Raw genomic sequence first — 4,562 nt, 5'->3', positions numbered from 1 at the left:
GGCCGCGGCAACGGCTCCGGCGACCGCGGCACACGCGGCGACGACGAGCCGGATCGAACCGGTACGGCCCTTCTCGGGTCCCGAGGCGGTGCCCGGCCGGCGCAGCCCCTCCAGGGGCGAGCGGGGCCGGGGGGTGGTGGTGCCCGGGATCTCGAGGAAGTACAGGGCCGAGATCGAGGCCGAGAAGAGCCCGGCGGCGACGTACGAGCCGAGGGCCGCCTGGTGGAAGGAGAACCACTCGAACCCGGTGCCGAGCAGCTCGCCGATCAGCGAGGCGACGAGGAGGACGACCGCGGCGGCGGGGATCGCCAGGAAGTTCGTCCGGAGGGACAGCCGGCGCAGGGCGTCGAGGTGGTCGGGCAGCGGACGTACGGCGGCGCCCTCGATGGGCGGGGCGGGCAGCAGCGCCGGGGCGGCGCTCTCCTTGGCCACGGCCCACAGGCGTTCACCGGCGCCGGTCAGGAAGGCGGTGATGAGGATCATCATGAGCGCCTTGTCCGGCATCCAGTCGATCCACAACGGCGCGACGACCAGCAGCGCGAGCCGCAGACCGTCCGCTCCCACCATCAGCCAGCGGCGGTCCAGCGGCCCCCCGGGCGTCGTGAGCGACGTCAGTGGCCCGAGGAGTACGGCCCCGAAGAGCACGGTGGACAGGATCCGGGCACCGGACACGGCGGCGACGGCGAAGGCCGCCCCGCGGTATCCGGCGCCGAACGAGCCCTCCACGACCGCCGCTTGCAGCGACAGCAGCACAAGCACGAGAACGGCGAGTGCATCGCCGATGCTGCCGACGAGCTGGGCGCTCCACAACCGCCTGAGCGGGGGAACACGCAGAAGGGCTCGTACGGCGCGCTCGCGTGAGTCTGCGGCAAGTGTGTCGGAGGTGGGGCTCACGACCGGTGGCTGCTCGGCTCGCGTCATCCGCCCAGCTTATCGGCAGTGACACGGTGACCGGGGGGCGCACCCGAACATATGCCCGCCACGTGTGGACCGCGCCGCACGGGGTACCGGCGGGGCGCGTGAACCCCGCCGCGAACCGGTCCGGCCCGGACCGCCGGACGCCTCCTCGACGACGACAGTCCGCGGCGAGGACGGGACGCCGGAGAAGCGGACGGGCCGGACGCCGGGACCTCGCGGTCACCGACGCCCGGCCCGTTCTCGGCCTCAGTCCTCCGTGGACGCCGCCGCGGCCTTCTTGGCGGGCGCCTTCTTCGCCGTGGCCGCCTTCTTCGTGGCCGTCGTCTTCTTGGCCGCCGTCGTCTTCTTGGCGGCCGTCTTCTTCGCCGTGGCCGTCTTCTTGGCGGCGGCCTTCTTGGCGGGCGCCTTCTTCGCCGTCTTCTTCTTCGCGGGCCCCTTGGCACGCTTCTCGGCGAGCAGCTCGTACCCGCGCTCCGGCGTGATCTCCTCGACGCTGTCACCGGTCCGCAGCGTCGCGTTCGTCTCGCCGTCGGTGACGTACGCGCCGAAGCGGCCGTCCTTCACGACGACCGGCGCACCACTCACCGGGTCGGTGCCCAGCTCCTTCAGCGGCGGCTTGGCCGCGGCCCGGCCGCGCTGCTTGGGCTGCGCGTAGATGGCGAGGGCCTCGTCCAGCGTGATGTCGAAGAGCTGCTCCTCGGACGTCAGCGAGCGCGAGTCCGTACCCTTCTTGAGGTACGGGCCGTAGCGGCCGTTCTGCGCGGTGATCTCCACGCCCTCGGCGTCCTCACCGACGACACGCGGCAGCGACATCAGCTTGAGCGCGTCCGCCAGCGTCACCGTATCGAGCGACATGGACTTGAAGAGCGACGCGGTCCTGGGCTTCACCGCGTTCTTGCCGGTCTTCGGCGTGCCCTCGGGCAGCACCTCGGTGACGTACGGGCCGTACCGCCCGTCCTTGGCGACGATCTGGTTCCCGGTGACGGGGTCCGCGCCCAGCTCGAAGTCACCGCTCGGCTTGGCCAGCAGTTCCTCCGCGTACTCCGCGGAGAGCTCGTCGGGCGCCAGGTCCTCCGGCACGTCCGCGCGCTGGTGGCCCTCCTCGCCCTTCTCGCCCCGCTCGATGTACGGGCCGTACTTGCCGACCCGGAGCTTGATGCCGTTGCCGACGGGGAAGGAGGAGATCTCCCGGGCGTCGATCGCGCCGAGATCGGTGACGAGCTCCTTCAGGCCGCCGAGGTGGTCACCGTCGCCGTTGCCGGCGGCGGAGGCCGAGCCCACGCCGTCCGTGTCGTCGGCGGTACTGCCGAAGTAGAAGCGGCGGAGCCACGGCACGGACTGGGCCTCGCCCCGCGCGATGCGGTCGAGGTCGTCCTCCATGCGCGCGGTGAAGTCGTAGTCGACGAGCCGGCCGAAGTGCTTCTCCAACAGGTTGACCACGGCGAACGAGAGGAACGACGGCACCAGCGCCGTGCCCTTCTTGAACACGTACCCCCGGTCCAGGATCGTCCCGATGATCGACGCGTACGTCGACGGGCGGCCGATCTCGCGCTCTTCGAGCTCCTTGACCAGCGAGGCCTCGGTGTAGCGGGCAGGCGGCTTGGTGGCGTGCCCGTCGACCGTGACCTCGTCGGCGGTCAGCGCGTCACCCTCGGTGACCTGCGGCAGACGCCGCTCACGGTCGTCCAGCTCGGCGTTCGGGTCGTCGGCCCCTTCGACGTAGGCCTTCATGAAGCCGTGGAAGGTGATCGTCTTACCGGACGCGGAGAACTCGGCGTCCCGGCCGTCGCCGGCCCGGCCGGCGATCTTGACGGTGACGGAGTTGCCGGTCGCGTCCTTCATCTGGGAGGCGACGGTCCGCTTCCAGATCAGCTCGTACAGTCGGAACTGGTCGCCGGTGAGGCCCGTCTCCGCCGGGGTGCGGAAGCGGTCGCCGGAGGGGCGGATCGCCTCGTGCGCCTCCTGCGCGTTCTTGACCTTGCCGGCGTAGGTGCGGGGCTTGTCGGGCAGGTAGTTCGCCCCGTACAGCTGCGTGACCTGCGCCCGGGCCGCGGCGACCGCGGTGTCCGAGAGGGTCGTGGAGTCCGTACGCATGTAGGTGATGAAGCCGTTCTCGTACAGCTTCTGCGCGACCTGCATGGTGGCCTTGGCGCCGAAGCCGAGCTTGCGGCTCGCCTCCTGCTGGAGGGTCGTCGTGCGGAACGGGGCGTACGGCGAACGGCGGTACGGCTTCGACTCGACGGAGCGGACCGCGAAGGAGGAGTCGGCGAGCGCCGCGGCCAGGGCCCTGGCGCTCTCCTCGTCCAGGTGCAGCGTCTGGCCGGACGCGGACTTGAGCAGTCCGTCCGGCCCGAAGTCGCGCCCCTGGGCGATACGGCGGCCGTCCACGGCGCTGAGGCGTGCCGTGAACGTCGAGGGGTCGGAGGCGTCGCCGCCCCGGCCGGTGGCGAACGTGCCGGTCAGGTCCCAGTACTCGGCGGACCGGAAGGCGATGCGCTCGCGCTCCCGCTCGACGACGAGACGGGTGGCGACGGACTGGACACGGCCCGCGGAGAGCCGCGGCATGACCTTCTTCCACAGGACCGGCGAGACCTCGTAGCCGTAGAGACGGTCGAGGATACGGCGGGTCTCCTGGGCGTCGACCATGCGCTGGTTGAGCTCGCGCGGGTTGGCGACGGCCGCCCGGATCGCGTCCTTGGTGATCTCGTGGAAGACCATCCGGTGGACCGGGACCTTGGGCTTGAGCACTTCCTGCAGGTGCCACGCGATGGCTTCGCCCTCGCGGTCCTCATCGGTGGCGAGGAAGAGTTCGTCGGACTCGGCGAGCAGCTGCTTGAGCTTCCTGACCTGGGCCTTCTTGTCCGCGTTGACCACGTAGACAGGCTGGAAGTCGTGCTCGACGTCGACGCCGAGACGGCGGACCTCACCGGTGTACTCGTCGGGGACCTCGGCCGCGCCGTTCGGCAGGTCGCGGATGTGCCCGACGCTCGCCTCGACGACGTATCCGGGACCGAGGTAGCCCTTGATCGTCTTCGCCTTGGCAGGGGACTCGACGATGACGAGTCGGCGGCCGCCCTGTGCGGTCTCGCTGGTCGGGGACAACTTCGCTCTTCTCTCCGGTCGGCACTCGTGGGGCATCCGGGCAGCTTTGTGGCGCTGCCCGCGGTGCTGTCGCTGCGGAGTGTGACGGTACAACCCGCCCCCGTGTCAAACGGCAAAAGCCCGCAACGGCCACTCGAACGGTAACCCGACTTCCGGCATTCCTGCCGCCCGGACCGTCCGGTCCGCGCTTCGCGGCTCTGCGGCCCCGGGTTTCACAGGACCGGCCGAAGGCTCCGCGGAACGCACGTCCGTCCGGAGATCCGCCCTGGGCGGGAGGTGGTCAGACGCGGATGAGACACCACACGCCGACGGCCAGGAAGACGATGCCGAAGAATGTGGCGAGCGTGGTGGACGCGACGGGACTCACACCGTGTGCGACCGGCGCGCGCCGGATGGCACGCGCCCCCGTCCAGACGAGGAGCGCCGCCCCGAACAGTGCGAATGCCGTACCGGCGAAGCCCGCGGTGACGCTCTCCATGTCCGTACCCCTCAACCTCTTCGCGTCGGCTGCGGCCGATGCCGCCCGTGGCAGTGGGGAGGCT

At 71.0% G+C, this 4,562-nt stretch carries 2 protein-coding genes and 1 pseudogene; all 3 read right to left on the bottom strand.

Features of this window, described 5'->3' with window-relative positions; all coding sequences use genetic code 11:
• Nucleotides 1–921, bottom strand: a pseudogene (locus IH13_RS0103805) (dTMP kinase); the annotation flags it as partial.
• A 243-nt stretch (nucleotides 922–1,164) separates the two neighbouring features.
• The gene (gene topA, locus IH13_RS0103800) at nucleotides 1,165–4,020 is read right to left on the bottom strand and encodes a type I DNA topoisomerase (protein WP_031080986.1); all 2,856 of its coding nucleotides are present in this window, start codon (nucleotides 4,018–4,020) and stop codon (nucleotides 1,165–1,167) included.
• A 280-nt stretch (nucleotides 4,021–4,300) separates the two neighbouring features.
• Entirely contained in the window at nucleotides 4,301–4,498 is a 198-nt protein-coding gene (locus IH13_RS0103795) for a hypothetical protein (protein ID WP_031080985.1), read from the bottom strand.
• Between the last annotated feature and the right edge of the window lie 64 nt (nucleotides 4,499–4,562).

This window comes from Streptomyces sp. NRRL WC-3549, from assembly GCF_000721935.1.
Classification (GTDB): domain Bacteria; phylum Actinomycetota; class Actinomycetes; order Streptomycetales; family Streptomycetaceae; genus Streptomyces.
This window is presented reverse-complemented; position numbering and strand designations above follow the sequence as displayed.

Excerpts from the sequence above, each read along its gene's own strand:
- IH13_RS0103795 (WP_031080985.1), bottom strand. The coding sequence starts at position 4,498 with ATGGAGAGCGTCACCGCGGGCTTCGCCGGTACGGCATTCGCACTGTTC.